The sequence below is a fragment of the Streptomyces sp. CB02414 genome (genome assembly GCF_001905385.1).
Classification (GTDB): Bacteria; Actinomycetota; Actinomycetes; order Streptomycetales; family Streptomycetaceae; genus Streptomyces.
Genome location: NZ_LIPF01000002.1, coordinates 650,559 through 663,649, shown reverse-complemented (window position 1 = coordinate 663,649; position 13,091 = coordinate 650,559). Strand labels below are relative to the sequence as shown.

Sequence of the window (13,091 nt, the reverse complement as noted above, 5' to 3'; positions counted from 1 at the left end):
CCGCCGCGGGGCGTTCCGTCGAGGCGCCGATGTTCCGACAAGACGTCGGCAAGATATTGCGTTCCGGGTCTTGCGCGTGGTCACATGGTACCCAGCTCGTAGTTAGGCAAGCCTAACTACGCCCGCCCCCGACCATGAGGAGGCGTCCATGCCGGAGACCAAGCCGCAGCCGGGGCCCGCGCCGACCGGTGTGTCCATGTACGACCTGCTCGCTTCCTGCGCCGCCGCCGCGGCGGTCTCGACGCCGCCGTGCGCACCCGAGCCGGAGGCCCGCCGGGCGCCCGTCCCGGAGCACCGCGAGGCCGCCTGACCCCGCGGTCGCCCAGGTGGAGGGCTCAGCGGACGACGACGACCTGCTGCCCGATCGTCGCGAACCGCCACATCGCGTCGCCGTCCGCGCGGGTCTCGCGGATGCCGCCGGTGCGCTCGTCCGGGTCGGGTTTCGCCGTCGAGCCGTCCACGGCCGCGCTGAACCCGATGACCACGCCGTCGACGCTGGTGAAGCGCACGACGTGCTCGACCGGGATGCCGTCCGAGCCGGTGACGCGGTTGGACCGGGACGTGACCGCGTAGGTGCCCGGCGCCGGGTCGACCGTGCTGGGCGTGACCTCGAAGGTGCGCTGGACCCGGTTGTCCGGGCCGACCAGCCACACCCGGTCGTCGTCCACCGAGTACACCACCCGTTCACCCCTTCCGGTCCCCGTCGGCAGCGCTTCCGGGTGCCGTCGGTCGCGGGGTGCCTTGGAGGCGCCGGGGGCGGGTGTACTGCTCGCGTGCGCCCGGCCGAGGTCGTGCGGGGCGGCGACCGAGGCCTGGTGGGTGAGGTAGCCGATCGTCGCGAGCGCCGCCGCCGTGAGCCCGGCGACGAAACCGGCGCTGCTGCTTGCCACTGGCGACCACCTCGTCGTCGTACGTCGGTGCGTGTCCGTGCGTCCCTCTCCGGCGAAGGTAGCAGTACGTGACCGTGCGAACGCGGTGCGCAACACGGAGGGGGCGGCGGCCGACGCCGGCCCGCCGGCGCGACCCGGGTGCGCGCCCCCGCCGTCCGCCGCGCACCGCCCACCGGGCGTCCGACACGGGCCCCGCGGCGCCGTAGGCTGTTTGCGTGCTCTTGCTCGCTCTGGATACCGCCACGCCCGCCGTGACCGTCGCGCTGCACGACGGTACGGACGTCATCGCCTCGTCGAGCCAGGTCGACGCCCGCCGCCACGGTGAGCTGCTGCTGCCCGCCGTCGACCGGGTGCTCGCCGAGGCCGGACTGCGCCTCGACGCCGTCACCGGCATCGTCGCCGGCACCGGCCCCGGCCCGTACACCGGGCTGCGCGTCGGACTGATGACCGCGGACACCTTCGGGCTCGCCCTGGGCGTCCCCGTGCACGGCGTGTGCACGCTGGACGGTCTCGCCCGGGCCGCCGACCTGGAGGGCCCCTTCGTGGTGGCGACCGACGCCCGCCGCAAGGAGGTCTACTGGGCCCGGTACGCCGACTCCCGCACCCGCCTCACCGACCCGGCGGTCGACCGTCCCGCCGACATCGCGGAGCGGGTCGCCGGGCTCCCGGCCGTCGGCGCGGGCGCGCTGCTGTACCCGGAGACCTTCCCGAAGGCCCATGAGCCCGAGCACGTCTCCGCCGCCGCCCTCGCGTGCCTGGCCGCGGAGAAGCTCGCCGCGGGCGAGGAACTGCCCGCGCCCCGGCCGCTCTACCTGCGCCGGCCCGACGCCCAGGTCCCCAAGAACTACAAGGTGGTCACCCCCAAGTGACCGAGTCAGCCACCGCCGCCGGGCCCTCCACCGCCGCACTGCGCGAGATGCGCTGGTGGGACATCGACCCCGTCCTGCGGATGGAACGGGAGCTGTTCCCGGAGGACGCCTGGTCCCGCGGCATGTTCTGGTCCGAGCTGGCCCACGCGCGCGGGCCCGGCGCGACCCGGCGGTACCTGGTCGCCGAGACGGACGGGCGGGTCGTCGGCTACGCGGGCCTGGTCACCTCCGGCGAGCAGGCCGACGTGCAGACCATCGCCGTCGCCCGCGACCAGTGGGGCACCGGCCTCGGCGCGCGGCTGCTGACCGAACTGCTGCGGGCGGCGACCGCCTTCGAGTGCACCGAGGTGCTGCTGGAGTGCCGGGTCGACAACACCCGCGCCCAGCGCCTCTACGAGCGTTTCGGCTTCGAGCCCATCGGCTTCAGACGCGGCTACTACCAGCCGGGGAACGTGGACGCCCTGGTGATGCGCCTGACCGACCCTTCCACCTCCGTACCGGGAACCGAACGAGGAACCGACAACCATGCCTGACGAACCTCTGGTCCTGGGGATCGAGACCTCCTGCGACGAGACCGGTGTCGGTGTCGTCCGGGGCACCACCCTGCTGGCCGACGCCGTCGCCTCCAGCGTGGACGAGCACGCCCGCTTCGGCGGCGTCGTCCCCGAGGTGGCGAGCCGCGCCCACCTGGAGGCGATGGTCCCCACCATCGACCGCGCCCTGAGGGAAGCGGGGGTGAGCGCCCGCGACCTCGACGGCATCGCCGTCACCGCCGGACCCGGCCTCGCCGGCGCCCTGCTGGTCGGTGTCTCGGCGGCCAAGGCGTACGCCTACGCCCTCGGCAAGCCCCTGTACGGCGTCAACCACCTCGCGTCCCACATCTGCGTCGACCAGCTGGAGCACGGCCCGCTGCCCGAGCCGACGATGGCGCTGCTGGTCTCCGGCGGCCACTCCTCCCTCCTGCTCTCCTCGGACATCACCTCCGACGTCCGCCCGATGGGCGCCACCATCGACGACGCGGCCGGCGAGGCCTTCGACAAGATCGCCCGCGTGCTGAACCTCGGCTTCCCCGGCGGCCCGGTCATCGACCGCTACGCGCGCGAGGGCGACCCGAACGCGATCGCCTTCCCGCGCGGGCTCACCGGCCCCCGCGACCCGGCGTACGACTTCTCCTTCTCCGGGCTGAAGACGGCCGTGGCCCGCTGGATCGAGGCCAAGCGGGCGGCGGGGGAGGAGGTGCCGGTGCGGGACGTGTCGGCGTCCTTCCAGGAGGCGGTCGTGGACGTGCTGACCCGCAAGGCGGTGCGGGCCTGCAAGGACCAGGGCGTCGACCACCTGATGATCGGCGGCGGCGTGGCCGCCAACTCCCGGCTGCGGGCCCTCGCGCAGGAGCGCTGCGAGACGGCCGGCATCCGGCTGCGCGTGCCGCGCCCCAAGCTGTGCACGGACAACGGCGCGATGGTGGCCGCCCTCGGCGCCGAGATGGTCGCCCGGGGCCGGGCCGCCTCCGACTGGGACCTGTCGGCCGACTCCTCGCTGCCGGTGACCGACCCGCACGTGCCGGGGCACGCCCATGAGCACGTGCACGAGGTCAGCAAGGAGAACCTGTACTCGTGACGGTCGCGCTGATGTGGGAGGCGCGGGCGGTGCCCGGCCGGGGCGAGGACCTGCTCGCCTGGGCGCGGGCGCAGCCGCTCGCCGGCGCCCCGGTCCGCCGGGAGGTGCTGTGCGCCCCGCAGGACCGGGTCCTCGTCATCACCTGGTGGGACGCCGCCTACGACGCCGAACTGCCGGAACTGCCGGAACCGGACGGCGGTCTGGTCACACGCGCGGTGCACCGGTGGCGGTTCGAGTCGGTGGCCGCTGACTGACGACCGCTCCTTGAACGGCAGAATGTTTCGGAGCGTATGGCGAATGTGCCGATGCTCCGTCGCCGTCCGAGGACTGCGTCAAGAGGGCCCGCAGGGTTACGATCGCCGCCATGACATCCCCGCAGCCCGCTGGAACCCGGACGCAAAGGCGTTCCGCGCAGACCGCGACCCTCGCCGAGATCGCGCGTGAGGCCGGCGTGTCGGCGCCGACTGTTTCGAAGGTCCTCAATGGCCGCGCCGACGTCGCGCCCTCCACCCGGTCCCGGGTGGAGGAACTACTGCGCACCCACGGGTACCGGCGCAGGCGGGCCGAGGCGACCCGCTCGCCCCTGATCGACCTGGTCTTCCACGAACTGGAGAGCGCCTGGGCGATGGAGGTCATCCGCGGCGTGGAGAACGTGGCGCGGGACGCGGGGCTCAGCGTCGTGCTCTCCGAGAGCGCGGGACGCCTCACCCCCGGCCGGAGCTGGGCCGACCAGGTCGCCGCCCGCCGCCCGCACGGCGTGATCCTCGTCCTGTCCGGCCTCGACGAGTCCCAGCGGGCCCTGCTCACCAGCCGCTCCATCCCGTTCGTGGTGATGGACCCGGCCGGCGACCCGGGCGCCGACGTGCCGTCCATCGGCGCCACCAACTGGCAGGGCGGACTCGCCGCCACCCGGCACCTGGTCGACCTCGGTCACACCCGCATCGGCGCGATCAGCGGACCCACCCGGATGATGTGCAGCCGCGCCCGCGTCGACGGCTACCGGGCGGCCCTGGAGACGGCGGGGCTGCCGGTCGACCCCGGCCTGATCGTCACCGGCGACTTCCACCACGAGGCCGGCTACCGCCAGGGCCTGGAGCTGCTGCGCCGCCCCGACCGGCCGACCGCCGTCTTCGCCGGCAACGACCTCCAGGCGCTCGGGCTGTACGAGGCCGCACGCGAACTGGGGCTGCGCATCCCGCAGGACCTGAGCGTGGTCGGCTTCGACGACCTGCCGGTGGCGCGCTGGGTGGGCCCGCCGCTGACGACCGTACGGCAGCCGCTGATGGAGATGGCCGAGGCGGCGGCCCGGCTGGTCCTGGACCTCGGGCGCGACGACGGTTCGGCGGCGGCGACCCGGGTGGAACTGGCCACCAGCCTGGAGGTGCGCAGCAGTACGGCGGCGCCTGCGACGGGCTGAGAAGTCTGAGAATTCCCGCAGAATGCGGTCCCGCATGTTCCTGATTTCAACAATTCAGACGTATGTTCCTGTCGACGGGGCACTCGGGTGGGGACGCGAACGGAACCGGGAACGGCACCGGCACGAGCGGGGGCGGACGCATGGCGGGACGGGACGCGCACGGCGCGCGACAGAGGCGGCCCAGCGGGCGCTCGAAAGGGCTGCGGGCCGCCGGTCTCGCCCTGGCCGGCGCCCTGCTGCTCGGGGCCGGCGCGGCGGGCTGGGCCTACTGGCACCTCAACGACAACATCAGAAGCGTCGACATCAACGGCGCGCTCGGTGACGACCGCCCCGCGAGGCCGGTCACCGTCCCCTCCGCCTCGCCCTCCGCGTCCCCGGTGCCCACCGGCGCCCTCAACATCCTGGTCCTCGGCTCCGACTCGCGCAGCGGCGAGGAGAACCAGGAGCTCGGCGGCGGCGACAGCGAGGGCGCCCGTTCCGACACGGCGATGGTCGTCCACCTCGACGCCGGCCGGACCGCCGCCACCGTCGTCAGCATCCCCCGCGACACGCTCGTCGACCGCCCCTCCTGCCCGCTGCCGTCCGGCGGAACGACCCCCGAGGCGAGCGGCGCGATGTTCAACACCGCCTACGCCGTGGGCGGGCCGGTCTGCGCGGTCAAGACCGTCGAGTCGGTCACCGGTGTCCGCATGGACCACTACATGGAGATCGACTTCTCCGGCTTCGCCGACCTGGTCGACGCGCTCGGCGGGGTCACGGTCACCACGGACGTGGACATCGACGACGACAAGAGCCACCTGCACCTGGACGCCGGCACCCACCACCTCGACGGCACCGAGGCCCTGGGCCTCGCCCGCACCCGGTACGGCCTGGCGGGCGGCAGCGACCTCGCCCGCATAGAGCTCCAGCACAAGCTGGTCGAGGCGCTGCTGGAGCAGATCTCCACCACCGACCTGCTCACCGACCCCACCCGCCTCTACCAGGCCGCCGACGCGGTCACCGGCAGCCTCACCACCGACACCGGCCTGGACTCGCTGAGCGAGCTGGTGAGCCTCGGCCGCAGCCTCGGTGACCTCGACGCGGACGACGTACGCACGCTGACCATGCCGGTGCTGCCCGCACCCTCCGACCCCAACCGGGTGGTGGCGGACCAGCCGGAAGCCGCCGACCTGTGGGAATCGCTGCGCTGAGAGGTCCTTCGGAAAAATCTCGCGGCGGGTGTCGATCCATGCCCCGCCCGTTCGACGCACGGGTGAGAGGCCGGGACGGACCCGGCACCGAACCACTCGAGGAGTCACCATGCCCCGCTTCCTGTCGCTGATCCGCATCGAGGAGAACGACGCCCTCTCCGGCGGCCCCAGCCCCGAGCTGGTGCAGCGCATGGAGAAGCTGATGGAGGAGATGACCAAGGCCGGCGTGCTGCTCGACACCGCCGGGCTGACCCCGACCGCCCAGGGCACCCGCGTCCACTACGAGGGCGGGCAGCTGTCCGTCACCGACGGGCCGTTCACCGAGTCCAAGGAGGTCATCGGCGGCTACTCGCTCCTTCAGGCCAAGGACAAGGCCGAGGCGGTCGAGTGGACCAAGCGCTTCCTCAAGGTGCACGAGGAGTACTGGACGGTGACCTGCGAGGTGCGGGAGCTGATGGAGGGCTGAGTTCCGTTTGGCTCCGGCGGCCCGGCGGTGTTGCATGGTGGGCTGTGCGACCACAGCCCACCGAGGCCGTCGAGACGGTCTTCCGCCTTGAGTCCCCGCGCGTCATCGCCGGCGTCGCCCGCCTGGTCCGGGACGTCGGCATCGCCGAGGAGCTCACGCAGGACGCGATGGTCGCGGCCCTGGAGCAGTGGCCCCGGGACGGCGTGCCCGACAACCCGGGCGCCTGGCTCATGGCCACCGCCCGGCGCCGCGCCGTCGACCTCATCCGGCGCCGCGAGAACTACGCCCGCAAGCTGGCGGAGATCGGCCGCGACCTGCCCACCGCCACGGCGCCGCCCGAGGAGCCCGCCGACCCGGAGGACATCGACGACGACCTGCTGCGCCTGGTCTTCACCGCCTGTCACCCGGTGCTGTCCGCCGAGGCCCGCATCGCCCTCACCCTGCGCCTGCTCGGCGGCCTCACCACACCCGAGATCGCCCGCGCCTTCCTCGTCCCGGAACCGACGGTGGCGCAGCGCATCGTGCGCGCCAAACGCACCCTGGCCCGCAAGAACGTCGCCTTCGAGGTGCCGTACGGCCCGGACCGCGCCGCCCGCCTCGGCTCGGTCCTGGAGGTCATCTACCTGATCTTCAACGAGGGCTACGCCGCCACCGCCGGCGACGACTGGCTCCGCCCGGCCCTGTGCGAGGACGCCCTGCGCCTGGCCCGCGTACTCTCCGCGCTGATGCCGAAGGAACCCGAGGTCCACGGCCTCACCGCCCTGCTGGAGTTCCAGGCCTCCCGCACCGCCGCCCGCACCGGCCCCGACGGCACGCCCGTCCTCCTGAAGGACCAGAACCGCCGCCGCTGGAACCGCATGCTCATCGCCCGCGGCGTCACCGCCCTCGACCACGCCCACGCGGCCAGGGACGCCGGTCCCCCCGGCCCGTACACCCTCCAGGCCGCGATCGCCGCCTGCCACGCGACGGCGTACACCTACGAGGAGACCGACTGGCCGCGCATCGCCACGCTCTACGGCCTGCTCGCGCACCGCGCCCCGTCACCGGTCGTCGAACTCAACCGCGCGGTCGCCGTGTCGATGGCCGAGGGCCCGGCCCCGGCCCTCGCCCTCGTCGACGCCCTCGCCGCCGAACCGGCCCTGCGCGACTACCACCTGCTCCCCAGCGTCCGCGGCGACCTCCTGCTCCGCCTGGGCCGCCGGGCGGAGGCCCGCGCGGAGTTCGACCGCGCCGCGTCCCTCGCCCGCAACGAACGCGAACGCGCGCTCCTGTCGCGCCGGGCACGGGAGGCGGACACCGCTTAGCGGACGGGGTGCCCGATCAGCATCGTCGGTGCCCCGGTGACCCGGGTCATGAACACCGTCGCCGCGTTCGGCCCCTGCGGCTTGACCTTCCTGCGCAGCTCCTCCGGCTCGACGGCCGAGCCCCGCTTCTTCACCGTCAGCGTGCCGACCTCGCGCTCCCTCAGCAGCGCCTTCAGCTTCTTGACGTTGAACGGCATCCGGTCGGTGATCTCGTAGGCGCTGGCGTACGGCGTATTGTGCAGTTCGTCCGCGGTGACGTAGGCGATGGTCGGGTCGATCAGCCCGCCGTCCAGCTCCTCGGCGACCTCGGCCACCAAGTGGGCTCGGATGACGGCGCCGTCCGGCTCGTACAGGTACCTTCCGACCTCCCGCACCTCGGGGTCCGGGAGCATGGTCTCGGGTGTCGCGTAGATACCCGCATGGGCGGGCAGCAGCGTCGCCCGCCGCGCTCCGGGCGTCACGTCCGGGCCGAACCACAGCATGGCCTCCTTGACGTCCCCGCCGTCCGAGATCCACTCGGCCGTCGCTTCCGCGGGGATCGCCTCGTGCGGAATGCCGGGCGCGATCTTCAGCAGGCCCAGCGGCGCCCCGAGCGCGGCAGACACCGCCCAGGACAAGGGAGGGGAGTAGGCCTCCGGATCGAAGATCCGGCCACGCCTGGAGGAACGCCGCGCGGGATCGACGAACACGGCGTCGTACGAGGCGGGGTCCACCTCCGTCACATCGGCCTCGCGCACCTCGATCAGCTCGCCCAGCCCCAGCGCCTCCGCGTTGGCACGGGCCGCCGCGGCCGTGGCCGGGTCCCGGTCGACCGCCAGTACCCGGATCCCCGCGCGCGCCATCGCCACCGCGTCGCCGCCGATCCCGCAGCACAGGTCGGCGACGGACCGTACCCCGACCGCCCGGAGGCACTCGGCCCGGTACGCCGCCACGCTCGCCCGCGTCGACTGCTCGACCCCGTTGGGCGTGAAGAACATCCGCCCGGCGTCCTCGGCCCCGAACTTCGCCACCGCCCGCTGCCGCAGCCGCGCCTGTCCGAGCGCGGCCGACACCAGTTCCGCGGGGTGCGTGCGCCGCAACCGGGTCGCGACCGCCAGCTCCTGTGCCGGGTCGGTGTCGCGCACCTCGTCGAGGAGGGCGCGGCCCTCGGGGGTGAGCAGGGCGAGGAGGGCGTCGAGGTCGTTCACCGGAACATTGTGGGCCAGTCGGTGGATGGTGTGCCTCCGGCGCGGTGTCGGGCCGGGTCCGGGGGCCGGGGACTGCGAGGATCCCGCACCATGCGAGCAGTCGTACAAAATGACAAGAGCCGGGTGTTCAGGGCGTATCGGGCGCCGTTCGCGAGGCTCCGGACGCGCGGCGGCGCCGCCGTCCTCGCCGTCGCCGCCCTCGCCTCCGGCTGTGCGCAGGACGCCTCCGAGGTGCGCGGCGCCTCCGGCCAGCAGCCCCTCCAGGCGCCCCCGGCCCGCGCGCTGGACGCCTACGCCTCCAAGCTGGGCGCGGCGCACGCCGCCCGGGTCGCCGCCGCCAAGCGCTGGAAGCTGAAGAAGGTCCCGCTGACCGCCCCGCCGCCCCCCGCGAAGAAGCCGGAGATCAAGGCCCGCAAGGGCTTCGAGGTGGACGGGCAGGAGAACCTCCCGCCGGTCTTCACCTCGGTCCCCACCAAGGAGAAGATCGTCTTCCTCACCATCGACGACGGCGCCGAGAAGGACCCGGCGTTCCTGCGGATGATGAGCGAGCTGAAGATCCCGTACACCGCCTTCCTCAGCGACTACCTGGTCAAGGAGGACTACGGCTACTTCAAGAAGATGCAGGACCGCGGCGTCACCCTCAACAACCACACCCTCAACCACCCCTACCTGCCCGGCCTGTCCTACACCGAGCAGAAGCGCGAGATCTGCGGCATGCAGGACGTGATCGAGAAGCGCTACGGCAAGCGCCCCACCGTCTTCCGCCCGCCCTACGGCAACTACAACCGCGACACCCTGCGCGCCGCCAAGGCCTGCGGCATCGAGTACGCCCCCATCTGGAACGAGGAGGTCTTCGCCGACCACTGGGACTACCGCGAGTGGGACCGGAAGATCCACCCCGGTGACATCGTCCTCACCCACTTCCGGGGCGAGGACGACTGGGACGGCACCATGCGCGACATGGTCCGCGAGTTCCTCGACAAGGTCACCGCCGAGGGATACGCCGTGGCCCGGCTGGAGGACTACCTGTGAGGCGCGGGCGGCTCCGGCCGGCCGGGGCCGCCCTGGCCGCCGTACTGCTCACCGGCTGCGCCCAGTTCGCCGGACCCGCGCAGCCCCCGGCGGGCGCGGAGCCCGCCCGGGGCAGCGACCGGGGGCAGCGCCTGCCGCCCGTCGTGGACCACGTCCGCACCACCGACCCGGTCGTCTTCCTGACCTTCGACGACAGCGCCGAGCGCGACCGCCACTTCGCCGACACGGTCCGCGAACACCGGCTCCCGGTCACGCTCTTCCTCACCGACACGGTCGCCGGACCCGCGTACGGCCACTTCGCCCGGCTGCGGTCGGTCGGCGCGAGCCTGCAGAACCACACCCTCGACCACCGCTCCCTGCGCGGCCTGCCCTACGCCGGCCAGCGCGCGGAGATCTGCGGCCAGCAGACCAAGCTCCGCTCCCGCTTCGGCGTCCGCCCCCACCTGTTCCGCCCGCCCTACGGCAGGTACGACACCACGACCCTGCGCGCCGCCGCCGACTGCGGCATCACGGCCGTCGTCCTGTGGCGAGCGGCCCTGAACGCCGACGGCGACCTCACCTACACCCGCGGCGAACACCGCCTGCACCCCGGCGACATCGTGGCCGTCACACCGGACCACCCGACGGGCACCGGCCTGAGCGCCCGCACGGAAGCGCTGCTGGAGACGATCGAGGAGCAGGGGCTGAGGGTGGCGGACCTGGGGGACTACCTCTGAGCTCCAGCCCCTCCGGCGCTTGAGGACGAGGCCGTCCAGGCCGATTTCCCCGCCGACGCGCCGTCGGCATTGGCACTCCGCTTGACCGAGTGCTAATCGCGGTCATAGTCTCGGCTCTGGCACTCCCCACCGGAGAGTGCCAACACAGCGACGGGCAGGTCCGGCACCCGCGACGACGGATCGACCTGGTCGCCACCTCAGACAGTTAACCCCGTGAGATCTCCGAAGGGGGAGGTCGGATCGTGACGACCGCCAGCTCCAAGGTTGCCATCAAGCCGCTCGAGGACCGCATCGTGGTCCAGCCGCTCGACGCCGAGCAGACCACGGCTTCGGGCCTGGTCATTCCGGACACCGCCAAGGAGAAGCCCCAGGAGGGCGTCGTCCTGGCCGTGGGCCCGGGCCGCTTCGAGGACGGCAACCGTCTTCCGCTCGACGTCAGCGTCGGCGACGTCGTGCTCTACAGCAAGTACGGCGGCACCGAGGTGAAGTACAACGGCGAGGAGTACCTCGTCCTCTCGGCCCGCGACGTGCTCGCGATCGTCGAGAAGTAATTCACCGAAGCACCCAGCAGTTCAGCTGCGCCCCTGGCTCCCGCGACCATAAAAAAGCCGGGCGCCCGGGGCGCAGTGCCGTATAACCCCAAGATTTCCGGAAGAGGGCTCACGCTCCCATGGCGAAGATCCTGAAGTTCGACGAGGACGCCCGTCGCGCCCTCGAGCGCGGCGTCAACAAGCTCGCCGACACGGTGAAGGTGACGATCGGCCCCAAGGGCCGCAACGTCGTCATCGACAAGAAGTTCGGCGCCCCGACCATCACCAACGACGGCGTCACCATCGCCCGTGAGGTCGAGATCGAGGACGCCTACGAGAACCTCGGCGCCCAGCTGGTGAAGGAGGTGGCGACCAAGACCAACGACATCGCGGGTGACGGCACCACCACCGCCACCGTCCTGGCCCAGGCGCTGGTCCGCGAGGGCCTGAAGAACGTCGCCGCCGGCGCTTCCCCGGCGCTGCTGAAGAAGGGCATCGACGCGGCCGTCGCCGCCGTGTCCGAGGACCTCCTCGCCACCGCCCGCCCGATCGACGAGAAGTCCGACATCGCCGCCGTGGCCGCGCTGTCCGCCCAGGACCAGCAGGTCGGCGAGCTGATCGCCGAGGCGATGGACAAGGTCGGCAAGGACGGTGTCATCACCGTCGAGGAGTCCAACACCTTCGGTCTGGAGCTGGACTTCACCGAGGGCATGGCCTTCGACAAGGGCTACCTGTCGCCGTACTTCGTGACGGACCAGGAGCGCATGGAGGCCGTCCTGGAGGACCCGTACGTCCTCATCAACCAGGGCAAGATCTCCTCCATCACCGACCTGCTGCCGCTGCTGGAGAAGGTCATCCAGACCAACTCCTCCAAGCCGCTGCTGATCATCGCCGAGGACGTCGAGGGCGAGGCCCTCTCGACCCTGGTCGTCAACAAGATCCGCGGCACCTTCAACGCGGTGGCCGTCAAGGCCCCCGGCTTCGGCGACCGCCGCAAGGCGATGCTGCAGGACATGGCCGTCCTCACCGGCGCCACCGTCATCTCCGAGGAGGTCGGCCTCAAGCTCGACCAGGTCGGCCTCGAGGTGCTCGGCACCGCCCGCCGCATCACCGTCACCAAGGACGACACCACGATCGTCGACGGTGCCGGCAAGCGCGACGAGGTCGAGGGCCGCGTCAACCAGATCAAGGCCGAGATCGAGTCCACCGACTCCGACTGGGACCGCGAGAAGCTCCAGGAGCGCCTCGCGAAGCTGGCCGGCGGCGTGTGCGTGATCAAGGTCGGCGCCGCCACCGAGGTGGAGCTGAAGGAGCGCAAGCACCGCCTGGAGGACGCCATCTCCGCGACCCGCGCCGCGGTCGAGGAGGGCATCGTCTCCGGTGGTGGCTCCGCGCTGGTCCACGCCGTCAAGGTCCTCGAGGGCAACCTCGGCAAGACCGGCGACGAGGCCACCGGTGTCGCGGTCGTCCGCAAGGCCGCCGTCGAGCCGCTGCGCTGGATCGCCGAGAACGCCGGCCTGGAGGGCTACGTCATCACCTCCAAGGTCGCCGAGCTCGACAAGGGCCAGGGCTTCAACGCCGCCACCGGCGAGTACGGCGACCTGGTCAAGGCCGGCGTCATCGACCCGGTGAAGGTCACCCGCTCCGCCCTGGAGAACGCGGCCTCCATCGCCTCCCTCCTCCTGACGACCGAGACCCTGGTCGTCGAGAAGAAGGAAGAGGAAGAGCCGGCCGCCGCGGGCCACGGCCACGGCCACGCCCACTGAGCGCTGCGCTGAGCTGAGCCGAACGGTGCCCGGTGCCCCTGCGGGGGTGCCGGGCACCGCGCGTTTCCTCGCTCACCTCCACCAGCACGCGCCCCGGTGACCGCGAA

At 72.5% G+C, this 13,091-nt stretch carries 15 protein-coding genes; 13 read left to right on the top strand and 2 right to left on the bottom strand.

Going from position 1 to position 13,091, the window contains the following annotated elements; all coding sequences use genetic code 11:
• Nucleotides 1-148 precede the first annotated feature (148 nt).
• Nucleotides 149-310: a hypothetical protein gene (locus AMK11_RS38120; protein WP_198941323.1), complete on the top strand. Its 162-nt coding sequence runs from the start codon at nucleotides 149-151 to the stop codon at nucleotides 308-310.
• 25 nt (nucleotides 311-335) lie between these two features.
• Here AMK11_RS38120 and AMK11_RS09155 read toward each other — a convergent pair whose 3' ends face one another.
• On the bottom strand, nucleotides 336-890 hold the full coding sequence (locus AMK11_RS09155; protein ID WP_073725008.1) for a hypothetical protein: 555 nt from the start codon (nucleotides 888-890) through the stop codon (nucleotides 336-338).
• A 215-nt stretch (nucleotides 891-1,105) separates the two neighbouring features.
• Here AMK11_RS09155 and tsaB point away from each other — a divergent pair, with 215 nt between their 5' ends.
• The 8 genes from tsaB (at nucleotide 1,106) to AMK11_RS09115 (ending at nucleotide 7,753) form a co-directional block, all read left to right on the top strand.
• Nucleotides 1,106-1,759: a tRNA (adenosine(37)-N6)-threonylcarbamoyltransferase complex dimerization subunit type 1 TsaB gene (tsaB, locus tag AMK11_RS09150; protein WP_073725006.1), complete on the top strand. Its 654-nt coding sequence runs from the start codon at nucleotides 1,106-1,108 to the stop codon at nucleotides 1,757-1,759.
• 47 nt (nucleotides 1,760-1,806) lie between these two features.
• On the top strand, nucleotides 1,807-2,292 hold the full coding sequence (gene rimI, locus AMK11_RS09145) for a ribosomal protein S18-alanine N-acetyltransferase (protein WP_073725706.1): 486 nt from the start codon (nucleotides 1,807-1,809) through the stop codon (nucleotides 2,290-2,292).
• Complete coding sequence (gene tsaD / locus AMK11_RS09140; protein ID WP_073725004.1) at nucleotides 2,285-3,376, top strand: tRNA (adenosine(37)-N6)-threonylcarbamoyltransferase complex transferase subunit TsaD; 1,092 nt, start codon at nucleotides 2,285-2,287, stop codon at nucleotides 3,374-3,376. The genes rimI and tsaD overlap by 8 nt, the downstream gene beginning before the upstream one ends.
• The gene (locus AMK11_RS09135; protein ID WP_073725002.1) at nucleotides 3,373-3,630 is read left to right on the top strand and encodes a hypothetical protein; all 258 of its coding nucleotides are present in this window, start codon (nucleotides 3,373-3,375) and stop codon (nucleotides 3,628-3,630) included. The genes tsaD and AMK11_RS09135 overlap by 4 nt, the downstream gene beginning before the upstream one ends.
• A 110-nt stretch (nucleotides 3,631-3,740) precedes the next feature.
• Nucleotides 3,741-4,793 carry a LacI family DNA-binding transcriptional regulator gene (locus tag AMK11_RS09130; RefSeq protein ID WP_073725000.1) on the top strand — a complete coding sequence of 351 codons (1,053 nt, stop codon included), beginning with the start codon at nucleotides 3,741-3,743 and terminating at the stop codon, nucleotides 4,791-4,793.
• 140 nt (nucleotides 4,794-4,933) lie between these two features.
• Entirely contained in the window at nucleotides 4,934-5,983 is a 1,050-nt protein-coding gene (locus tag AMK11_RS09125; RefSeq protein WP_073724998.1) for an LCP family protein, read from the top strand.
• 109 nt (nucleotides 5,984-6,092) lie between these two features.
• Nucleotides 6,093-6,449, top strand: a complete 357-nt coding sequence (locus tag AMK11_RS09120) for a YciI family protein (RefSeq protein ID WP_073724996.1) — start codon at nucleotides 6,093-6,095, stop codon at nucleotides 6,447-6,449.
• Between the two features lie 44 nt (nucleotides 6,450-6,493).
• Entirely contained in the window at nucleotides 6,494-7,753 is a 1,260-nt protein-coding gene (locus tag AMK11_RS09115; RefSeq protein ID WP_073724994.1) for an RNA polymerase sigma factor, read from the top strand.
• Here the strand turns inward: AMK11_RS09115 and AMK11_RS09110 are convergent.
• A complete protein-coding gene (locus AMK11_RS09110; RefSeq protein ID WP_073724992.1) occupies nucleotides 7,750-8,940 on the bottom strand; it encodes a class I SAM-dependent methyltransferase in 1,191 nt (396 codons plus the stop codon). The genes AMK11_RS09115 and AMK11_RS09110 overlap by 4 nt on opposite strands.
• A 90-nt stretch (nucleotides 8,941-9,030) precedes the next feature.
• On the opposite strand from AMK11_RS09110, the gene AMK11_RS09105 reads away from it, so the two are divergent.
• The 4 genes from AMK11_RS09105 (at nucleotide 9,031) to groL (ending at nucleotide 12,984) form a co-directional block, all read left to right on the top strand.
• The gene (locus AMK11_RS09105; protein ID WP_198941322.1) at nucleotides 9,031-9,972 is read left to right on the top strand and encodes a polysaccharide deacetylase family protein; all 942 of its coding nucleotides are present in this window, start codon (nucleotides 9,031-9,033) and stop codon (nucleotides 9,970-9,972) included.
• The gene (locus AMK11_RS09100; protein WP_073724988.1) at nucleotides 9,969-10,688 is read left to right on the top strand and encodes a polysaccharide deacetylase family protein; all 720 of its coding nucleotides are present in this window, start codon (nucleotides 9,969-9,971) and stop codon (nucleotides 10,686-10,688) included. The genes AMK11_RS09105 and AMK11_RS09100 overlap by 4 nt, the downstream gene beginning before the upstream one ends.
• A gap of 242 nt (nucleotides 10,689-10,930) precedes the next feature.
• Nucleotides 10,931-11,239 (top strand): co-chaperone GroES, encoded by a 309-nt coding sequence (gene groES, locus AMK11_RS09095; RefSeq protein WP_019329594.1) that lies wholly within the window; start codon nucleotides 10,931-10,933, stop codon nucleotides 11,237-11,239.
• A gap of 119 nt (nucleotides 11,240-11,358) precedes the next feature.
• On the top strand, nucleotides 11,359-12,984 hold the full coding sequence (gene groL, locus AMK11_RS09090) for a chaperonin GroEL (protein WP_073724986.1): 1,626 nt from the start codon (nucleotides 11,359-11,361) through the stop codon (nucleotides 12,982-12,984).
• Nucleotides 12,985-13,091: the final 107 nt, after the last annotated feature.

What these genes read in the sequence shown, in the direction of transcription:
- AMK11_RS38120 (WP_198941323.1), top strand. Translation starts at nt 149, where the DNA reads ATGCCGGAGACCAAGCCGCAGCCGGGGCCCGCGCCGACCGGTGTGTCC.
- rimI (WP_073725706.1), top strand. Translation starts at nt 1,807, where the DNA reads ATGCGCTGGTGGGACATCGACCCCGTCCTGCGGATGGAACGGGAGCTG.
- tsaD (WP_073725004.1), top strand. Translation starts at nt 2,285, where the DNA reads ATGCCTGACGAACCTCTGGTCCTGGGGATCGAGACCTCCTGCGACGAG.
- AMK11_RS09130 (WP_073725000.1), top strand. Translation starts at nt 3,741, where the DNA reads ATGACATCCCCGCAGCCCGCTGGAACCCGGACGCAAAGGCGTTCCGCG.
- AMK11_RS09125 (WP_073724998.1), top strand. Translation starts at nt 4,934, where the DNA reads ATGGCGGGACGGGACGCGCACGGCGCGCGACAGAGGCGGCCCAGCGGG.
- AMK11_RS09120 (WP_073724996.1), top strand. Translation starts at nt 6,093, where the DNA reads ATGCCCCGCTTCCTGTCGCTGATCCGCATCGAGGAGAACGACGCCCTC.
- AMK11_RS09105 (WP_198941322.1), top strand. Translation starts at nt 9,031, where the DNA reads ATGCGAGCAGTCGTACAAAATGACAAGAGCCGGGTGTTCAGGGCGTAT.
- groL (WP_073724986.1), top strand. Translation starts at nt 11,359, where the DNA reads ATGGCGAAGATCCTGAAGTTCGACGAGGACGCCCGTCGCGCCCTCGAG.